Genomic DNA, 19,029 nt, shown 5'->3' on the forward strand with positions numbered 1-19,029 from the left:
TCACCGACAATTAATTATTAAATACCTCTCACCCTAATTTAATAGTTAATTTAGACGGAATATTACTGCAAAGCAGTGGTTTTTCGTGGCGTTGTTATAACGCCAAACTAACACATCCGTTCAAACTAGATGGTAGGGAACTACTGTCGATAAATTGGAGAATACCCAATGGCTTTAATCAGTATGCGACAACTTTTAGATCATGCAGCAGAGCATGGTTACGGCGTACCTGCTTTTAACGTTAACAATCAAGAGCAAATGCGCGCAATAATGGAAGCGGCTGACAAAACAAACAGCCCAGTAATCGTTCAGGGATCAGCTGGCGCACGTGCTTATGCTGGTGCTCCATTTATTCGTCATATGATTTTAGCAGCCGTTGAAGAATGGCCACATATCCCCGTTGTTATGCATCAAGATCACGGCACATCGCCAGGTGTATGTCAGCGTTCAATTCAGCTTGGTTTTTCATCAGTAATGATGGATGGCTCGTTAATGAGCGACGGTAAAACCCCTTCAAGCTACGAATACAATGTAGAAGTAACGCGCGAAACTGTTGCTATGGCTCATGCTTGTGGCGTATCGGTTGAAGGCGAGCTAGGTGTACTTGGTTCACTGGAAACAGGTGAAGCTGGCGAAGAAGATGGTGTTGGCGCTGAAGGTATACTAACCACTGAGCAAATGCTAACAGACCCTGAAGAAGCGGCTGACTTTGTAAATAAAACACATGTTGATGCACTTGCAATTGCCTGTGGTACTTCGCATGGAGCTTATAAATTTACTCGCCCACCAACAGATGACATTTTAGCGATTGACCGCATTAAAGCTATTCATGCACGTATTCCTAACACGCATTTAGTGATGCATGGTTCATCTTCAGTTCCACAAGAGTGGTTAGAAATTATTAATCAGTACGGTGGCGAAATTCCAGAAACTTATGGTGTGCCAGTTGAACAGATTGTTGAAGGCATTAAATTTGGTGTTCGTAAGGTAAATATTGATACCGATTTACGTTTGGCATCTACCGGTGCAATTCGCCGTCATATGGCGCTTAACCCATCTAACTTTGATCCACGTAAATACCTAGCTGAAGCTACAAAAGCAATGACAGAGATTTGTGTTGCGCGCTATAACTCGTTTGGTACTTCTGGTCAGGCTAGTAAAATTAAGCCAATTTCACTTGATGAAATGCACCTTAAATACTTAAGCGGCGAACTAGACCCTAAAATTAGATAATAGATCAATTTATAATTGATCATTATTAGGGCCTGTTTATCTTTCGAGGTTAAATTTGCAGCAGTATGTTTGGTATTTAGGCAAGGCAGAGCCTATGCAGTGTGGTTATTCCCCATAAATAGGCGATAACGTGGAATAAATGCCAAACATGCGCTGCCCGAAGGGTTCTGCCTAGGGGCAATTTACTCTTTGTTGCTCGGTTTTTACTTAGCCCGCTAGGTTACAAACCTCACGCCGCGATTAAATCGCCCCTAGATTGAACAAATTTTAATCCTGAAAGGTCAACAGGCCCTAAGCCAGTAACTTTGTTGCTGGCTTTTTTAATGTCAGCCCTTTTTATATTGTAGGTTACGGCTTCTATTGATCAGATCGCTGTACTATCAACGCCGTACTATGGGATCACGCATTTACTAACACAGCCTTTTCGGATCATTACTTTACTAAGCCAAATACACTTTAATGCTATTTTGGGCTCTGAGATAATTTGATCGTTATTTATTTGTATAAACAATCAACAACTTATGGCTTTGACTAGGTACAACTCTGATCTGAGAGTGGATCGGCTTGGTAAAAATATGATCCTTTATTTAGGGCTTAGTAAAATTTAGATCTATTTTTAAACGTATTGATTGTTACACAGGCGGGTTTATTGATTTTAAAATGGCTTTAAAGCTGCTTTTAAACGATCGATCTGTAAAAATGTCTTGGTTAGTAAAACAATGATCCCAACTAATTTTGTATTATTTAATGATTTAACTAGCGACAAAAAGCAGATAATTTCAAAAATTAGCTATTTTATAAATTTATCGTAAATCTCTTTTTATTACGTTAAATATTAAAAAGGTTTTAAAAATATGACGTTAATGAGGTTTTTTGTCACTAATTTGTGTTTTTTTTACCACCATTTTAATTTACACGTTACACTTTCATAAAAATGTCATACTTAGTCATAATAATGAAAACTAATTCGATAGCGTAAGAGATAAATTGGAATGTCACGTAAAGTACTAGTCGTAGATGACGAAGCTCCTATCAGGGAGATGTTGGTTTTTGTTTTAGAGCAAAATGGATTTCAAGCAATTGAAGCAGAAGATTACGACTCTGCTATTGCAGCTATGGTTGAACCTTACCCAGATATGGTTTTACTTGATTGGATGTTACCAGGTGGAAGCGGTATTCAAATTGCTAAAAAGTTTAAGCAAAACGAACACACCCGCCAAATCCCAATTATTATGCTTACAGCCCGCGGCGAAGAAGAAGACAAAGTACGTGGCCTTGAAGTAGGTGCTGACGATTACGTAACTAAGCCGTTTTCTCCTAAAGAGCTTATGGCACGTATTAAAGCGGTTATTCGCCGTGTATCGCCAACCTCATTAGAAGAAGCTATTGAAGTACATGGCCTGCGTTTAGACCCTATTTCGCATCGTGTTACCTCAGAAGGTAATGAGCTTGATATGGGGCCAACCGAATTCAGATTACTGCACTTTTTTATGACTCACCCAGAGCGTGTTTATAGCCGTGAACAACTGCTTGATCATGTATGGGGAACTAATGTTTACGTAGAAGATCGCACGGTTGATGTGCACATTCGTCGTCTGCGTAAAGCAATTGGCCCACTTGGACATGACCGTTTGGTGCAAACTGTACGTGGTGCTGGATATCGTTTTTCAAGTAAGCTGTGATCAGCTTAAAGCTTAGCTAATGTATGAAATACGCATGTATTACTACTCTAAGGTAAAGTGAGTGTATGTATCGAGTTGTTAATAAGCAGGCGTTAGTAAAGCGCCTGTTTATCTATTTTTTACCCTTACTATTAATTGGTGTGCTAGTTGGCGCGCCATTTTTGCTTTTATTTTTAGGATCTTTTTCCCTCCTTATTTGGCACTACCATCAACTTTATCGTTTGAGCGATTGGCTACTTAATCAACGTAGCTTTAATCCACCTGAGGGCGAGGGTGCATGGGAGCAAGTGTTTGAAGGTATTTATCATCTACAGCACCGTAATCGTAAAAAACGTAATGAGCTTGCTGATTTAATTCGTCGCTTTCGCGATGGAGCTGAAGCAGTACCTGATGCGGTAGTGGTATTACAAAACGATTTAAGTATTGTGTGGTGTAATCAATTAGCCCTTAAAGTGCTTGGTTTGCAGTGGCCAACCGATCATGGTCAGCGTCTTGATAATTTAATTCGCGAACCTAAGTTTGCCAAATACATGCACAAAGGTGAATTTGACGACGCGCTTGAGCTGGATAACGGCCATAGCATTGAGCAAGTACTAGAATTTAGGGTAATGCCTTATGCAAGCACGCAACTTATGGTTGTTGTGCGTGATGTAACGCGCTTAAAACAGCTAGAACAGATGCGTAAAGACTTTGTAGCCAATGTGTCGCATGAACTACGTACACCGCTTACAGTGGTTACTGGGTATCTTGAGATGATGGATGGCGACATGATGCCGCCGCCAGCAATGTGGAACAAAGCGCAAAATACTATGCTTGAACAATGCAAGCGCATGGATAGCTTAGTCAGCCAATTATTATCGCTTTCGCGTATTGAAGGTGCACGGCGCCAAGACAACGATAAAGCTATAAATGTGCCGCAATTACTTGGTTATATTCACACTGAGGCAAACTCAATTAATCAAGACAAAGGCCATGAGCTTATTTTTAATATTGATAAAACCCTCGATATTAAAGGCTCTGAGGATGAACTGCGTAGTGCGTTTTCTAATTTAGTATTTAACGCCATTCATTACACTAAGCCCGGTGGCAAAGTGGAAGTGTGTTGGCAGCGCAAAAACAATAAAGCGTGTTTTAGTGTTACCGATAATGGTGATGGTATTGCGCCAGAGCATATTAACCGTTTAACTGAGCGTTTTTATCGTGTTGATAAAGCCCGCAGCAGAACAACAGGTGGCTCAGGTTTAGGGCTTGCGATTACAAAACATGTACTAACGCGCCACGATAGCAAATTAAATATTAGCAGTGAAGTTAACAAAGGTTCGTGTTTTTCTTTCGAATTTTCAATAGATAAGATAGTTTCGCTAGCTAAGTAATTAGGCTGAAAAGCAAAGTCATAAAAGTGTCATTTAAGAGTAATGTAACTGTCATGTACTCACTTTAGAGTGGGCAGCAGTTAGAAAATGGGACGAACAAACCGGAGAACCCTACATGAAATTTAAAAACTTAGTTGCCGCAATGGGTGTGGCTGTTACAACTTTCGTATCTGCACAAGCAGTTGCTTTAGACCAAGATATTCCTGAGTATCAAAAAATTAGTGGTGTTTCAGGTAACTTCTCATCAGTAGGTTCTGACACTTTAGCCAACATGATGACGTTCTGGGCTGAAGAGTACAAACGTATTTACCCAAATGTAAATATTCAAATTCAAGCAGCAGGTTCTTCTACTGCACCACCGGCACTTACCGAAGGTACAGCTAACCTAGGTCCAATGAGCCGTAAAATGAAATCTAAAGAAATCGAAGCGTTCGAAAAACGTTACGGTTATAAGCCAACAGAAGTTCGCGTAGCTATTGATGCACTTGCTGTATTTGTACATAAAGATAACCCAATTGAAGGTCTTCGTATTGACCAAGTAGATGCTATTTTTTCATCTACTCGTAAATGTGGCGCACCAGAGCAAGTTAATCGTTGGAGCGATGTCGGCCTAACAGGCGATTGGGCTGCTAAAGACGTTCAGCTTTATGGACGTAACTCAGTGTCAGGTACTTATGGCTACTTTAAAAAGAAAGCACTGTGTAAAGGTGATTTCCGTAATAACGTAAATGAGCAACCGGGTTCTGCATCGGTAGTACAGTCAATTTCATCTTCATTAAATGCAATTGGTTACTCTGGTATTGGTTATAAAACATCAGGCGTACGTACAGTACCGCTTGCTAAAAAAGGCGATAACTTTGTTGATGCAACACTTGATAACGTTGCGCAAGGTAAATACCCGCTATCGCGCTTTTTATATGTTTATGTGAATAAACACCCGAATAAGCCACTATCACCTATGGAAGAACAATTTTTAAGAATGGTACTTTCAAAAGATGGTCAGCAAATTGTAGAAAAAGATGGTTATGTACCACTTTCTGCAAAGCTAGTAAAAACAGAACTTAAAAAGCTTGGTTTAAACTAATAAACCATAGGCAATAAAAAACCGCTCACTGAGCGGTTTTTTTGTGCCTAAAACTAAAAACTTTAAGGAATTAAATATTACCTAATTTTTCGGCTTGTGCTTTACATTGATTATAGCTCTCAACACATTTTCCAGAGCATACTTGTTGCTTTAAGCCCTCAGCAGTTGTTTGCTGTTCACATGTACTTTCGCATTGGTAATTTTGTTGAGCACACTGATTCATTTCAGGGTTTTCAACTTGGTTTTGACAACCTACTAATAGTGCAAAAGTAAGGGCGACTACGCTTGTTTTTATTAAAGTGTGCATGCTTCTTATCCTTAAAATGGAGTCGCAATAATATTAAATTTCGACTTGAATATTGTCGATCAATCTAACACCACCAAAATAGGCTGCGGCTAAAATAACAAATTGAGTATCTTCGATTGTAGCAGTTTTTAATGTATCTCGTTGAGCAATCTCAAAATAGTCTGGCTTTAGGCCAGCTTGCTCTAAGCTCTGTTTAGCTAAGCTTTCAAGTTTTACGAAGTCTTTTTCGCCGCTTTTAAGTTGCTCAGCGCATGTATTAAGTGCTTTAAATAATACGGTTGCAGTCGCTTTTTGCTCATCAGATAAGTAACCATTACGCGAGCTCATAGCAAGGCCAGAAACTTCTCGCATTGTAGGTACACCAATAACTTCAACCGGAATTGATAGGTCGCGCGCCATGGTTTTAATTACTTGCAGTTGCTGAAAATCTTTTTCACCAAAGCAGGCGTAATCGGGTTGTACAAGATTAAATAATTTTGTAACTACCGTGGCAACACCTCTAAAGTGACCAGGGCGTGAGCCACCACAGTAACCTAATGAAATATCAGGCACATCTACAAAGCTCTGTGCGCCAAGTCCATTTGGATAAATTGTCTCTACACTTGGGGTAAATACAATATCAGTGCCTAGTTCTGCAAGGCCTTGTTTATCTTCGTTTAGTGTACGAGGATAGTTATCTAAATCTTCGTTAGCACCAAATTGCATTGGGTTAACAAAAATACTCACAACGACTTTATCGGCTAAGTTTTTTGCTTTTTCTACTAGCGAAAAATGCCCACGGTGCAAGTTGCCCATCGTTGGCACAAGTGCCACGCTAAGACCCGCTTGGCGCCATGCTTTAATTTGACTACGTAACGATCTGATTTCAGTAATTGACTGCATTATTTAAACTCGTGTTCAGCGCTTGGAAACGCGCCATTTTTAACGTCTGTACAATACTTTTGAACGGCTGCAGGCATATTGCCTGTTTCGAGCAAAAAGTTTTTAGAAAATTTAGGAATGTAACCTGCTGAAATACCAACCAGGTCATGCATTACCAGTATTTGGCCGTCAGTTAAACTGCCCGCACCAATACCAATAGTTGGGATGCTTAGGGCGTCTGTAATGCGTTTTGCCAGTGCACTTGGAATACATTCAAGTACTAATAATTGCGCGCCAGCAGCTTCTAGTGCTTTTGCGTCATCAATCATTTTTTGTGCTTTATCTTCTTCGCGACCTTGTATTTTAAAGCCGCCAAATACATGTACTGACTGTGGTGTAAGGCCTAAATGCCCGCAAACTGGAATACCTTGTTGAGTAAGCGTTTTAATGCTCTCGTAAAGCCATTCTCCGCCTTCAAGCTTAATCATGTTTGCGCCAGCGCGCATAAGCTCAGCTGCATTTTTACAAGTATCACTTACGCTTGAGTAGGTCATAAAAGGTAAGTCAGCAATTACAAATAATTCGCGGCTACCAGCGCGGACACAGCGGGTATGATATGCGATATCTTGATTGGTTACGCCAAGGGTGTCATCGCCGCCTTGTAGTACCATGCCCAAAGAGTCGCCCACTAAAATAACTTCAACGCCGTTATCATGAAATAACTTTGCAAAACTAGCGTCGTAGGCTGTTAATGCAGTAATTTTGTTATTTTCTGCTTTCATTTTATTTAAAGTAGAAACGGTTATTTTAGACATAATATCCTCGCAGGCAAAAGCCTAGGTTAATTACAGAGGTAATTGTTGTAAGTCGTTGAGCGGTAAATTATTTGCAATGGTTTTTAATGCAATGCCGCTAGGTAAAATAAGTTCAGGTGCAAGCTCTAATAGTGGATAAACCACAAACTCGCGATTATTCAAACCATAATGAGGCACAGTTAAGCGCACCGTATTTATAATTTGATCATCAAATAATAGAGTATCTATATCAAGAGTGCGTGGACCCCAACGTTCAGCCTTTCTTACTCGACCATGCTCAAGTTCAATACGTTGCGTTAAATCAAGTAATTGCTCTGGCTCAAGGGTCGTTTTAATGCACGCTACTGCATTGATATAGTCTGGTTGATCTTGTGGGCCCATAGGCTTACTTGCATAGTAATGCGATACGTTTATAAATTCACAATTAGGCAGCTTTTTAAGCGCGATTACCGCGTTATCAAGCTGCTCTTTTGGTGAGTTTAGGTTGGCACCTAAACCCAAATAAACACAGTGCATGTTATTACTCAGCTGGCTTTTTAGTAGGTCGACGGCGCTTTCGAGGCTTAGGACCACCTTGGTGACCTAAGTTTTTAACCATCTCTTTTTGGCCGTTTATATCTTGGCTTAAGTATTGTGTCCACCACTGGGCAAGCTCAGTGTGCTGTGTTTCGCCTGCATCTACGCGTAAGAGTAAAAAGTCGTAGGCGGCTTTAAAGCGAGGTTGCTGCGTTAGTCTGTAAGCACGTTGGCCTGCACGTTTATCCAAACGGTGCTGAATATGCCAAATATCGCGAGCACCTAAAGTAAAGCGTTTAGGAACCGCAATGTGTTGTGAGTTATCGCTTAGTACTTTATTCATTGCTTGTGCGAAAGCATCGTATTCTGCAAGTTGTTCTTGGCTTTGAATCTTTTTAGTACGTTCAAGCAGCGGGAACCAAAGTAGTGCGGCAAAAATAAACGCTGGTGTTACTTTTTTATCTGCATTAATACGTTTGTCGGTATTTTGAAACATTTGCTGAATAAGCGTGTGTTCTAAGCCACTTGGATTTTTATCTAAGATTTTATCAAGCTCAGGAAACAGTGAGCGGAATAAGCCGTATTTACGCAGCATTAAAAAGTTAGCTTCGGCCTTGCCGTTTAAAAACAGCTTAAGAATTTCTTCAAATAAACGTGCTGGCGGAATGTTATCAAGCAAACTTGCAAGCTCGCTAATTGGCTTTTCACTTTTAGGCGCAATACTCATATCAAGTTTAGTAGCAAAGCGAACTGCACGTAACATACGAACAGGGTCTTCGCGGTAACGCGTTTCAGGGTCGCCGATTAGCTCAATTTGTTTAGCTTTAATTGCCGCTAAGCCGTTGGCGTAATCGTGAATACTAAAATCTTTGATTGAGTAATAAAGTGCATTGATTGAAAAGTCGCGGCGTTCTGCATCTTCTTCAATACTGCCAAATACGTTGTCACGTAGTAATTGGCCTTCATCGCTTGATTGGCTTATTTGATTTTTGTCTTCTTGGGCTTCGTGGTGGCCACGCATAGTCGCCACTTCAATAATTTCACGGCCAAATACAATATGTGCTAAACGAAAGCGACGACCAATAAGGCGACAGTTTCTAAATAGTTTTTTTACTTGATCTGGCGTGGCATTAGTAACTACGTCAAAATCTTTTGGCTGTTGGCCTAACAATATATCGCGAATACAACCACCAACAAGGTAGGCATCGTAGCCACCGTCTTTTAAACGGTATAATACTTTGATTGCATTTGGGCTAAATTGTTTGCGAGAAATACCATGCTCACCACGAGTGACAACAATAGGTTCACTGCTTACAGAAGCGCTTTCGGCACTGGTATTCGGGCCGATTATTTGTCGGCAAAATTGAAAAAGCTTGGAAATAATAGTCTGTCTCCTAGAAGGTGTGATTGACTCTGCATCGCAATCAAAAGTTACAGCAAATGGGGCGGTTATAGCCCAGTACAAGCTGTTTGACGTAATTAGCATATATTTAGGCGGCTATCATATACCAGCAGGGTTTAAAAATTAAGTTGATGTGTTGAAATTAAGCCGTTTTTAGCTATTTTATTTACTTAAATGTGTAAATTGGACTTTCTGACTACGTGGATGCTGAGAAATTTGTATTTCGGATACTTGTGGTACCTGTTTTAAGCTAAAGTTTTTAATTCCCCAAGCGATTAATTGTTCAATATTTAAATCGATTAAATCAGCTATAACAGGCAATCCTAAAAATTCAAATGCACTAATTAAAGCAGGCTTTGGATTTTGTTTGCTAATGGCAGGAGCATAATTTTGTTTAGACAATTTGAAACCAGGCTTGGCAACCGCTAAAGGTAAATGAGCAAATTCAGGCACAGGGCTATCGAGTTGTTTAAATAAACTAATTTGCCGTGCGGTTGGCTCAATTAAATCAGCGCCTCTTACAATTCGATTAATCCCTTGATCAATATCATCGACGACCACAACAAGTTGATATGCAAATAAGTCATCGCTGCGTTTAATTAAGTAATCTTCATGGGAAAGGGCGCTATTTACCGTTATATCGCCTTGAATTAAGTCATTAAATTGAGTCGTTGGATGTTGCTGAACTAAGCGAAGCGCACCGGATTGAGTATTATGATTAAGTGCTTGGCAATGCCCCTGATAAATACCGCCAATGGCTTTTATTTGTTTGCGAGTACAGGTGCAACCATAAACAAGTTTTTGTTTTAAAAGTGAGTGGGTAATATCTTGGTATAAAGGCAGGCGCTGCGTTTGATATACAACAGATTCATCCCAGTGCAGGGCGTAGGCTTGTAAGGTATTAAGAATATCGGAGTCGGCGTTTTTAACCACGCGCGTAGTGTCAATGTCTTCTATACGAACTAACCAATCTCCTTGGTTAGCTTTTGCATCTAGATAACTACCCACAGCCGCTACAAGTGAGCCAAAATGTAATGGCCCAGAAGGAGACGGTGCAAAACGACCGCGATATTTACGCATAGGCGCAGTAACGGCTGTAGGAGACATAACTAATTAATAAATATTAATTAGCCACGTCCAGATTGCTTTTCTTTGATTTCTGCAAGTGTTTTGCAGTCTACGCATAAATCGGCAGTAGGACGTGCTTCTAAGCGACGTATGCCAATTTCGATGCCACAAGACTCACAAAAGCCAAAATCATCTTCTTTAATCAAATTAATTGTTTTTTCAATTTTTTTGATTAATTTACGTTCGCGGTCACGAGTACGAAGTTCTAAAGAGAACTCTTCTTCTTGTGCAGCGCGGTCAACCGGGTCAGGAAAGTTAGCAGCTTCGTCTTGCATGTGCGATTTAGTACGATCAACTTCGTTACGTAAATCATTACGCCAAGTTTCTAAAATCGTTCTAAAATGAGCACGTTGTGCATCATTCATGTACTCTTCGCCTGGTTTTTCTTGGTATGGTTCTAAACCGGCTTGAGCCAATAAACCATGTTTCTTTTGGTCTGGCATAACTCTCTCCTAAATCCTTAATTTAATGCCTCAGCATTAGCCGGCGGTATAAATAACAGAATCTTATATCCTAGGCAAATTTATTTTTAATTAATCGAATTAGCTTCAACCATGCTTACTGAGTGAAAAGTGTATTAATAGTCTATTTACACTTTTAATTAATTCACATATTCGCTTTCTAAAACTTGCCTTGTTATGTGGGCAAAAGCTTTAAAAACAAGTTAATTTTTATAATTCACTTTGTATAACTTTTTTTAATTTGAGTACTTTGCTTATTTTTCAAATTACGCTTAGTTCAATCCCTTGGTTTAATACACTATTGTGCAAATACTATTTTTTTATGAAGTAAAACTTCATTAGCAGAAATTGTGGCCTTGTATGCTAATACTTCAACGCCGGCTATTATTGCTTGGCTTAATAGCGTGGCGTATTTTTTATCAATATGCGCAGCTGCACTTACTGTATTTATTCCTTCATGCAAAACAGCGAACAGTAATACTGCTCGGTGGCCTTGTTCGATCATTTCTATTAGTTCGCGAATATGTTTTTGTCCGCGCAGTGTTTGCGCATCAGGAAAGTAGCCTTGCCCGCTTTGTGGTGCATCTTCGCTTAATAATGTGACTGATTTAACTTCTACGTAGCAATCAGGCTTATTTTCGTCTGTGAGTAAAAAATCGATTCTGCTGTTTTCGCTGCCGTACTTTACTTCGCTTTGCAATTGACTGTAGTCGAGTAGCTCGCTTATCACATTATTGTTTATTGCTTCTTCTACTACTTTATTGGCCACCGCTGTATTTACACAAATAAGCTGCAATAAGTTATTTTGCGTAAGCTCTAATGAATGCGGATATTTTCGTTTTGCGTTATCGCTTGTGGAATAAAAAGCAGCAAAACCCGGCTCTGCGCATCCCGTCATTTTACCTGTATTAGCACAGTGGGCGGTAAATTCACTGCCATCACTTAATTGTAAATCAGCTAAAAAGCGTTTGTAGCGTTTTAATAAGGTGGCAGGTTGCAGAGTTGGCGTGTACTTCATGATAACTTCCAAAGCGTAAATACTGCACAGCAGTGTGGTTTATGTTATTTATCTCAAGCTGTTGGGAACTTAAGCGCTCTATAGTAAACTCGGTGGCACATTTAAGTGCAAGGGGATTCTAACATGAGTGAAAAATTTGTTGTTCAACTAAGCGAACAAGCAGCAGCGAGTCATTGGGGCGATAATGCGTCATTGTCTTTTAATGAGCGCGGTGCAACTGTTCATTTGTCTGAGCAAGAAACATTGAAAAATGTTCAAAAAGCTGGTCGTACTATTGCAATCCAAGGTATTAAAAACGTTGAATTAGCAGGCGATGCTTGGTGTACAGAAAGCCAATGGGCTTTTTATCAAGGCTTTGTAACACCAAAATCGTTAAACGGTGTTGAGTTTGTTGATAACGCACAATCAGATATTAAAGAACTTGCTCACTTAAAAACGTCAGCAATTTGGGCACGTGAAATGGTTAACGGGACTGCCGATGACATTTACCCAGAAAGCCTTGCTGAAAAAGCGGCTGAGTTTATTCAATCATTAGCGCCTGAGCATGTAAGTTACCAAATTATTAAAGGTGATGCGTTACTAGAACAACAGTGGATTGGTATTCATGCTGTTGGTCGCGGTAGTGTTCGCCCACCAGTATTGCTTGAGCTTGATTACAACCCAACAGGCGACGAAAATGCACCAGTAAGTGCAGCGCTTGTAGGCAAAGGTATTACGTTTGACTCAGGTGGTTACTCAATTAAATCAAGCGAAGGTATGCTTGGTATGAAGTGCGACATGGGCGGCGCTGCAACAGTAACTGCAGGTTTAGCATTGGCTATTAACCGTGGTATTGAAAAACGTATTAAACTGTTTTTATGTTGTGCTGAGAACTTAATTTCGGGTCATGCATACAAATTAGGTGACATTCTTACTTATAAAAATGGCACGACAGTTGAAATTGTAAACACCGATGCTGAAGGTCGCTTAGTACTTGCAGATGGCCTAATGGCAGCAGGGGAGACTGGCGCTCCACTTATTATTGATGCAGCAACACTAACTGGCGCAGCGCTTGTTGCTGTTGGCCAAGAGTACAATGCATTATTTGCACTTGATAAAGAACTTGTACGTGAAGTTGAGAGTTTTGCATCTCAAGAAATGGAAGCTGCTTGGCCACTTCCTCTTGAAAAATGGCATCAACAAAACTGCCCATCTCCTTATGCTGATACGGCGAATAGCCGTGCACAAAAAGGTGGCGGTTATGGCGGTGCATCGAATGCTGCAGGCTTTTTATCGCGCTTTGTGCCAAACGATGGCAAAGGCTGGGTACACATCGATTTAGCGGCTGCATTTAACATGGGCAGTACAAGTCAATGGGCAGCGGGTGCAACAACTCAAGGTATGCGTACAGTTGCTCGTACTTTACAAGAAAAAGCATAATATTTACTAAATTACGCTTTTTACGCTAAAAATAGGCACCTTTTGGTGCCTATTTTTTATTTTACAGGCAAGCAATTTTATTTCATTTACGGTAAAATCAGTAGCCAATACCTGTTTGAGTTTAATTTTTGCTTAACTCTAAGCTGCGCTCAAATCTTATATCCACCACTGGGGTTTCTAATTATGTCAGATAAGTGCTACATCACAGCTCAACAGCTGCTTGAAGATTCGTTCCGCGTAGCGGCACAAGTATACCAAGATGGCTTTCGTCCTGATTTTATTATTGGTATTTGGCGAGGTGGTGCACCGATCGGTATTGCTGTTCAAGAATATTACGATTACAAAGGCATTGAGACTGACCACATTGCAGTACGTACATCGTCTTATTACGGTATTGGTAAACAGTCGAAAGAAATTAAAGTACACGGCTTACATTACATTGTAGAGAACGCAAATGCAGGTGATTCATTATTAATTGTTGATGATGTATTTGACTCAGGTCGTAGTATTGTTGCATTAAAAGAAAAGCTTTCAGAGCTTATGCGCTTAAACTTACCACGTGATATTCGTATTGCATGCCCGTACTACAAGCCAAAAAACTCAAAAGTAGACACTGTTCCAGATTATTATATTCATGAATCTGAAGAGTGGTTAGTGTTCCCGCATGAACTATCGGGTTTAACACCGGATGAAATTATTGCTGGTAAATCTGATCTTGCGAAAATTCATGACATTTTGCTAGAGAAGTAATTAGTAATTTGCATAAATAAAAAAAGGCCGTAAGGCCTTTTTTTATTTTAAAGCTGAGCAAAGCTATCTACGTACTCACTTAGTTTTGGTATATCGACTGCTTGTAAGCCATCGTTACTTCTAAGTACCAAGCCTTTTTCTACAAGTTCTGTAACAACACGCCTGTAAGCTCGCTCAGTGGTAGCAAAACGTTCAGCTTCAGCATTTACAGTTGGGTAGGCTCTAAGTAGCGTAGGGTTGTTGTTTTCGGCTCTTAGTAAGCAATCTTTAGCTATGTTATAGCTAAGTGGTAGTAATAACTTATCTAAATTGATTTTTTGGTTTTCCTGAAACTTAGCCGCAATAGTTTGTGCGGTGTATAAGCTTAGTTCTGGTTTTTCAAGCAGTAGAGCACGCCAATGCCTTAATTCAATAAGGTTATAAGTTACATCGCTAAAGCACGTTACCGTATAAATACATGGATTATTATTTAGCGCTTCTATTTCACCAATAAGGGTGTTGTTACAATCCAATTGTCCTAACAGCAGGCGTCGTCCATTACCTACGTCGTAACTAAACGACACAGTGCCACTGCGTACAAGCACAAGCTTGCTTAAAGGCTGATCTTGATGGATCAGAACTTCTTTTTTTGATTGTTGATAGCTGCTACCGGCAAAGGTTAAAAGCTGATCAACAAGGTAACTAGAAAAATGGTATTGAAACATCAATGTGCTCTTCGGACATTTGTCCTATTTATTACATCTTAATGACGATAGCATTAAGACACTAAGAATTTACGCTAACTTGCTACTAATATTATTAGCTTTGCTAAGAGTATTATTTTACCTTCATTTCCCGTGTAATGATTTAAGAATTTGCTGGTATTTTCTGGCAAACTTTTTCAGGTTTTTTAAGCAGGTTAGCTTTTTTATTTTGTTGTAACTTTGCAATACTTACAAGTGCCATAAGATAGCAGTACATGTAATGCTAACCTAAAGGCTAGGAGAGAACAATTGAGTTGGGAATATTTAGGTTATATTGCATCAGCTTTATTGGTTGCATCGTTAACAATGACAGATGTAGTAAAACTGCGTTGGTACAATATGTTTGGTTGTATTGTATTTACTGCATACGGTGTTGCCATTGGCGCAGTGCCTGTTATTTTTACCAACGGCTTATTGTCGCTTGTAAATTTATATCACATTATAAAAATATATCGCCAACCTAAAGTTGAAGACGCTAAAAGCTAAAATGAGCTATCTGCACAAAATAAGTTAATGATTTCAATTAAAATCAAAACTTCAGTTTTTGTGCAGTCCAGCTTGAAGCGCATATAGATAATCTCATATCACTCTACATAACTTACCTTGATGAACCTTTGAACCTTTGAACCTTTGAACCTTTGAATCATGCTGTAATCTCCTATTCGAAAGATGATTACCTTAGGTTTTAATACGTCGATCGTTAGCTAAATTCTGTTCGCGGTTAAGATATAAATAAGTGCTTCTAAATTTCATAAAAAAATCCGATAGCAGTAAACCGCTATCGGATTTTTATCTGTTATACCAACCTGCTTATATGCTATTTAAATTGCTTAAATATTTATGTAGGTTGGTACTATGGTATTTACGCTTTTTCTAAATCCTCAACGTCACCTAAACCTGCAGTTAGTTCTTCAAGTAATTGCTTTATTTCTTCAGAAGCTAAAATAAAGTCAGCATCAAGTTTTAAAGCCATATCTTCTTTAGGAATATCTGCGTTTTCTTCTTTTAGAGTTTCAGAGTAGCTTAAACGTTTGATAGAGCCATCGTTTTGCAGCATAAACTTAAGACGCTCTTGCCAGTCAAGCGCAAGTTTAGTTACGCGTTTACCACTTTCTAAATGCGATTTAACTTCATCACACGATAGATCATGACCTTTAAGCTTTACTTGCGCGCCGCTGTCGTCTGCTTCTTCAAGTTCAGCGTCTGAGCCAATAGCAAAACCTTCTGGTGTACTAAAGTTAGTTAACCAATCAGTTAAAAACACATCTAGATCGTAGTTAGCAAACGCAGGTACAACCGGAAGCGTTCCTAACGATTTACGAAGTAGTGCTAGTAGCTCTTCTGCTTTATTAAAGCTGCCACTATTTACAACAACCCAACCGTTTTCTTGGTCAATAAAGGCAAATTGTAAGCTCGACTTTTTAAATGCTTGAGGTAGAAGAGTATGAAGAATGTTTTCTTTTAATTCGTCTTTTTCTTTCTTTTTAACTGGGCGGTTTTCTTCAGCTTCTATCAGATCAACTTTCTCAGCAACTAGTTCATTAATGACAGAAGCAGGGAGTACTTTTTCTTCGCGTTTAGCGCAAACTAGAATACTTTTTTGAGAAAAATGCGATAGCGTATCGCCATGTTTTCCAAACGCTTTTGTCCAACCAAATGTTGCAAGCTCTTGACCAGTACATGGGCGAAATAAATCTTGCTCTAATGCTTTATCAAAGTCTTCTTGAGTATATGAAACGTCTTGCTTAAAGCGGTAACAAATAAGGTTACTAAACCACATAGGGGAATTGATCCATTTGAAAAATTTGTACAATCATAGCAATAAAAACAGTATCTCGAAATGACTGATTTGTTACTAGGGCGTGTTGAACTTTATGGATTGAAATTTGTTCAATCTAGGGGCGATTAAATCGCGGCGCGAGGTTTGTAACCTAGTGGACTAAGTAAAAACCGAGCAACAAAGAGTTAATCGTCCCTAGAAAGAACCCAAAGGGCAGCGCATGTTTGGTATTTATGCTGCGTTATCGCCTATTTATGGGAAATAACCACACTACATAGGCTCTGCCTTGCCTAAAAACCAAATATGTTGCTGCAAATTCAACCACCAAAGATCAACACGCCCTAATAATTTAATGCATATACTTTTATTTATTCATATTTATCAAAAATAGGCAGTGGCTTAGCCATGTTCTTCGGAAATTGAATATAGTAACGCAGACCTTTGCCCGGTTCACTCGTTGCATCAATAGAGCCACTAAGGGTTTGCTTGACCAAATTAAGCATTATATGGGTGCCTAATCCGCTACCGCCTTCATCGCGTTTGGTAGTAAAAAATGGGTCAAATAATTTTTTTAATTGCTCGTTAGTAACACCGTTACCGTCATCTTTGTAATCAATAGTTAAGTTGGTGTCATCAGCGCTTATTTTAATATCCATTACACCGTTGCTTTTACCTTCAAAGCCATGAATAAGTGAGTTCATAATTAGGTTAGTAAAAATTTGGCTTATAGCCCCAGCAGGTAGATTTAAAACTAAATCATCAGGACATTCTAATTTTATAGTATGGGATGTCTTTTTTAGTTTTGGGTGCAGTGAGCGTATTACTTCGTTAGTGTAATCTTTAAAGTTAATGGTTCTTACTGCTTCACTGGCTTGATCGACCGCTATTTGTTTAAAGCTAGCTATAAGCTCCGAAGCTCTATCTAAGTTAGTGGTTAGTAAGCTTGTGCTTTGTTTTGCTTCGTTAATGAATTCTTCTAGTGCTTTTGGCGAAAGTGTTTTTTCGGTATAAGCATTTTCGAGTTTATTTAAGCGTTCTTGTAAAAATGATATTGCCGTTACACCTATCCCAATAGGGGTGTTTATATCGTGTGTAATACCTGCCACAAGTCCGCCTAGCGCAGCCATTTTTTCTGTGCCTAGTAAACGTTCCTGTGCAAGGCTCAACTCTTCTATATAGCGCTGAGATTCAGTTTGCTTTGTAATTAACTCTTGCTCTGTGCTGCGGCGTAAGTCTACTTCTTCGGTGAGGACAATTTTTTGCTTTTCGAGTTCGTATTTTTGCTGCTGTAAATCCATCATTGCTTGGCTTAAGTTGGATGTTTTACGGGCTACGTCTTGTTCAAGTTGTATGTTGTGATGATCGAGTTTTTCGTTACTTATAATGAGTTCTTTTTGGGTGTGCTCAAGCTCTTTTCTATACTGAACTACTTTATCTATAAGATTGTTAAATGACTGCTCCATCACTTTTAATTCATTATGTTCTTCTGTTTCTATTTCTATATGTTGACCTTCTAGCTCGTCTAGTTCTAAATTTTCTAGTTGCTCAGTGAGCTCAGCTAGAGGGTCTGTTAGAAGTTTTCTAAATGCCATTAAAAATAAAATGATCAAAAAAGTGGTTTTAATCATCGCATTACCAATCAAAAAGTAGATTGATACCATAATGCGACTAAATACAACTTCTCGACTTGAGAATAAGGTAACGTCGCCGACTTGGGTAGCACGACCTGAAAACTCAAAAATAAGTGGGAAGGTGTAACCAAATAAACCTGATTTACTATCTTCTAAAATAACTTCCTCTTGTACTAACTGTTGGTTATAAAGCTTGTGTATATCGAGCGAGCGTCCTAACTGTGAAATAATTTCGCCGCTGTCGTCACGAACAATAATTCCCTCAATCATAGGGATGGCGAGTAAACCTTCTGCCGTTGTAATTGTTTGCTTAGTATTAAGCTCCCAAATTGCACGCGTTAAGCTACGGCTAAAAGTTTTTTGTAATGTACTCAATTCGTCACGAATATAGTCTTTAGTGTTGAGGTACTCGGCAAGCACCTGTCCGCAAGTCACTACAAAGGTAAGTAAAAAATAAACGGATAAAACGCTAGTCAGTAGCTTTTTTGAAAGGCTTTTCTTTAACATGGGTGACTTGTACATCCTTTGTTATTTTTATGACGTTACTATAATTATTTAAAATTTAGTCAATAAACCTCTAAAAATAAATAAAAAAGTTAATGTTTAGTAACTTTAATTAGTAAAACTGGTATGTAAGATCAAAGTAGCCAAACGAAGTTATAGATTAGTCATTTAGTTACCTGCTAAGGATTGTCGCTTTGATTCGTTAACCATAAAAAAATAGATTTATTCTATATCTATCATTGAATTGAATTATTAATGTGTTGGGTATTTAGGAACGTGTTAAAGTATCTTAAGTGCAAAAGAAGGCATTATTTCAATAACC

18 protein-coding genes are annotated in these 19,029 nt (G+C 39.0%); 7 read left to right on the forward strand and 11 right to left on the reverse strand.

Annotation, left to right across the window (positions count from 1 at the left end; translation table 11 throughout):
* The first annotated feature begins 168 nt into the window (after positions 1-168).
* The 4 genes from fba to I6F40_RS13450 all read left to right on the forward strand — a co-directional run bounded on the left by fba (position 169) and on the right by I6F40_RS13450 (position 5,372).
* Positions 169-1,233 carry a class II fructose-bisphosphate aldolase gene (gene fba, locus I6F40_RS13435; protein ID WP_007377491.1) on the forward strand — a complete coding sequence of 355 codons (1,065 nt, stop codon included), beginning with the start codon at positions 169-171 and terminating at the stop codon, positions 1,231-1,233.
* Between the two features lie 992 nt (positions 1,234-2,225).
* Entirely contained in the window at positions 2,226-2,915 is a 690-nt protein-coding gene (gene phoB, locus I6F40_RS13440) for a phosphate regulon transcriptional regulator PhoB (RefSeq protein ID WP_006791869.1), read from the forward strand.
* Positions 2,916-2,980: 65 nt separating this feature from the next.
* Positions 2,981-4,288, forward strand: coding sequence for a phosphate regulon sensor histidine kinase PhoR (phoR, locus tag I6F40_RS13445; protein WP_007587170.1), 1,308 nt, complete (start codon positions 2,981-2,983; stop codon positions 4,286-4,288).
* Positions 4,289-4,403: 115 nt separating this feature from the next.
* On the forward strand, positions 4,404-5,372 hold the full coding sequence (locus I6F40_RS13450; RefSeq protein ID WP_010554592.1) for a PstS family phosphate ABC transporter substrate-binding protein: 969 nt from the start codon (positions 4,404-4,406) through the stop codon (positions 5,370-5,372).
* 70 nt (positions 5,373-5,442) lie between these two features.
* On the opposite strand, the gene I6F40_RS13455 is transcribed toward I6F40_RS13450, so the two are convergent.
* The 8 genes from I6F40_RS13455 to sfsA all read right to left on the reverse strand — a co-directional run bounded on the left by I6F40_RS13455 (position 5,443) and on the right by sfsA (position 11,880).
* Complete coding sequence (locus I6F40_RS13455; protein WP_007587168.1) at positions 5,443-5,679, reverse strand: hypothetical protein; 237 nt, start codon at positions 5,677-5,679, stop codon at positions 5,443-5,445.
* A gap of 33 nt (positions 5,680-5,712) precedes the next feature.
* The gene (panC, locus tag I6F40_RS13460) at positions 5,713-6,561 is read right to left on the reverse strand and encodes a pantoate--beta-alanine ligase (protein WP_007587167.1); all 849 of its coding nucleotides are present in this window, start codon (positions 6,559-6,561) and stop codon (positions 5,713-5,715) included.
* A complete protein-coding gene (panB, locus tag I6F40_RS13465; protein WP_007587166.1) occupies positions 6,561-7,355 on the reverse strand; it encodes a 3-methyl-2-oxobutanoate hydroxymethyltransferase in 795 nt (264 codons plus the stop codon). Before panB ends, panC begins: the two co-directional genes overlap by 1 nt.
* A gap of 30 nt (positions 7,356-7,385) precedes the next feature.
* Entirely contained in the window at positions 7,386-7,871 is a 486-nt protein-coding gene (folK, locus tag I6F40_RS13470) for a 2-amino-4-hydroxy-6-hydroxymethyldihydropteridine diphosphokinase (protein WP_007587165.1), read from the reverse strand.
* 4 nt (positions 7,872-7,875) lie between these two features.
* Positions 7,876-9,357 carry a polynucleotide adenylyltransferase PcnB gene (pcnB, locus tag I6F40_RS13475; protein ID WP_007587164.1) on the reverse strand — a complete coding sequence of 494 codons (1,482 nt, stop codon included), beginning with the start codon at positions 9,355-9,357 and terminating at the stop codon, positions 7,876-7,878.
* A 78-nt stretch (positions 9,358-9,435) separates the two neighbouring features.
* A complete protein-coding gene (gene gluQRS, locus I6F40_RS13480) occupies positions 9,436-10,380 on the reverse strand; it encodes a tRNA glutamyl-Q(34) synthetase GluQRS (RefSeq protein ID WP_166378122.1) in 945 nt (314 codons plus the stop codon).
* A 20-nt stretch (positions 10,381-10,400) separates the two neighbouring features.
* Complete coding sequence (gene dksA, locus I6F40_RS13485; RefSeq protein ID WP_024611520.1) at positions 10,401-10,844, reverse strand: RNA polymerase-binding protein DksA; 444 nt, start codon at positions 10,842-10,844, stop codon at positions 10,401-10,403.
* Between the two features lie 316 nt (positions 10,845-11,160).
* On the reverse strand, positions 11,161-11,880 hold the full coding sequence (gene sfsA, locus I6F40_RS13490; protein ID WP_024593694.1) for a DNA/RNA nuclease SfsA: 720 nt from the start codon (positions 11,878-11,880) through the stop codon (positions 11,161-11,163).
* 123 nt (positions 11,881-12,003) lie between these two features.
* On the opposite strand from sfsA, the gene pepB reads away from it, so the two are divergent.
* Entirely contained in the window at positions 12,004-13,299 is a 1,296-nt protein-coding gene (gene pepB / locus I6F40_RS13495) for an aminopeptidase PepB (RefSeq protein WP_024589754.1), read from the forward strand.
* 183 nt (positions 13,300-13,482) lie between these two features.
* Positions 13,483-14,049 carry a phosphoribosyltransferase gene (locus tag I6F40_RS13500; RefSeq protein ID WP_007377478.1) on the forward strand — a complete coding sequence of 189 codons (567 nt, stop codon included), beginning with the start codon at positions 13,483-13,485 and terminating at the stop codon, positions 14,047-14,049.
* 47 nt (positions 14,050-14,096) lie between these two features.
* On the opposite strand, the gene I6F40_RS13505 is transcribed toward I6F40_RS13500, so the two are convergent.
* A complete protein-coding gene (locus I6F40_RS13505) occupies positions 14,097-14,753 on the reverse strand; it encodes a Crp/Fnr family transcriptional regulator (protein WP_002962665.1) in 657 nt (218 codons plus the stop codon).
* A gap of 288 nt (positions 14,754-15,041) precedes the next feature.
* Between I6F40_RS13505 and I6F40_RS13510 the strand changes: the two genes are divergently transcribed.
* A complete protein-coding gene (locus tag I6F40_RS13510; RefSeq protein ID WP_002962663.1) occupies positions 15,042-15,278 on the forward strand; it encodes a YgjV family protein in 237 nt (78 codons plus the stop codon).
* Between the two features lie 376 nt (positions 15,279-15,654).
* On the opposite strand, the gene rdgC is transcribed toward I6F40_RS13510, so the two are convergent.
* Both rdgC and I6F40_RS13520 read right to left on the reverse strand, forming a co-directional pair.
* Positions 15,655-16,572 (reverse strand): recombination-associated protein RdgC, encoded by a 918-nt coding sequence (gene rdgC, locus I6F40_RS13515; protein WP_007587156.1) that lies wholly within the window; start codon positions 16,570-16,572, stop codon positions 15,655-15,657.
* Positions 16,573-16,940: 368 nt separating this feature from the next.
* Complete coding sequence (locus I6F40_RS13520; RefSeq protein ID WP_166378121.1) at positions 16,941-18,710, reverse strand: sensor histidine kinase; 1,770 nt, start codon at positions 18,708-18,710, stop codon at positions 16,941-16,943.
* Positions 18,711-19,029 lie beyond the last annotated feature (319 nt).

The organism is Pseudoalteromonas sp. SWXJ133, from assembly GCF_015864365.1.
In the GTDB taxonomy this organism is placed as follows: domain Bacteria; phylum Pseudomonadota; class Gammaproteobacteria; order Enterobacterales; family Alteromonadaceae; genus Pseudoalteromonas; species Pseudoalteromonas arctica.